Annotated in this window: 1 protein-coding gene; it reads right to left on the bottom strand. The window is 47.4% G+C overall.

Annotated features, from left to right (window positions below; translation table 11 throughout):
* On the bottom strand, positions 1-251 hold a 251-nt coding region (locus V0R37_RS22830; RefSeq protein ID WP_420376653.1), incomplete at both ends, for a MazG nucleotide pyrophosphohydrolase domain-containing protein.

Genomic DNA, 251 nt, shown 5'->3' with positions numbered 1-251 from the left:
CCCGCGACAAGGCCGGTAACGCCTGTGGTATTGAGTCTAGAATACTTTGTTCTGTTTTGCCTGCTTGCTGCTTTTCTTTACGTTTTTCTGCCTGCCAATGGGCGTTGAGTTGCTGCTCATCGGCAAACTTGGCGTCAGAAAAAACGTGCGGATGTCGGCGAGTGAGCTTTTCATTGACGGTGTCTACCACATCAGAAAACTCGAATAACCCTTGCTCTTTAGCCAACTGGCTATAAAAAATCACTTGGAAC

It is taken from the genome of Pollutimonas rozaliensis, from assembly GCF_048751585.1.
Classification (GTDB): Bacteria; Pseudomonadota; Gammaproteobacteria; order Burkholderiales; family Burkholderiaceae_B.
Note: the sequence above shows the minus strand (reverse complement) of the source record. Positions and strands in the feature narration are given on the sequence as shown.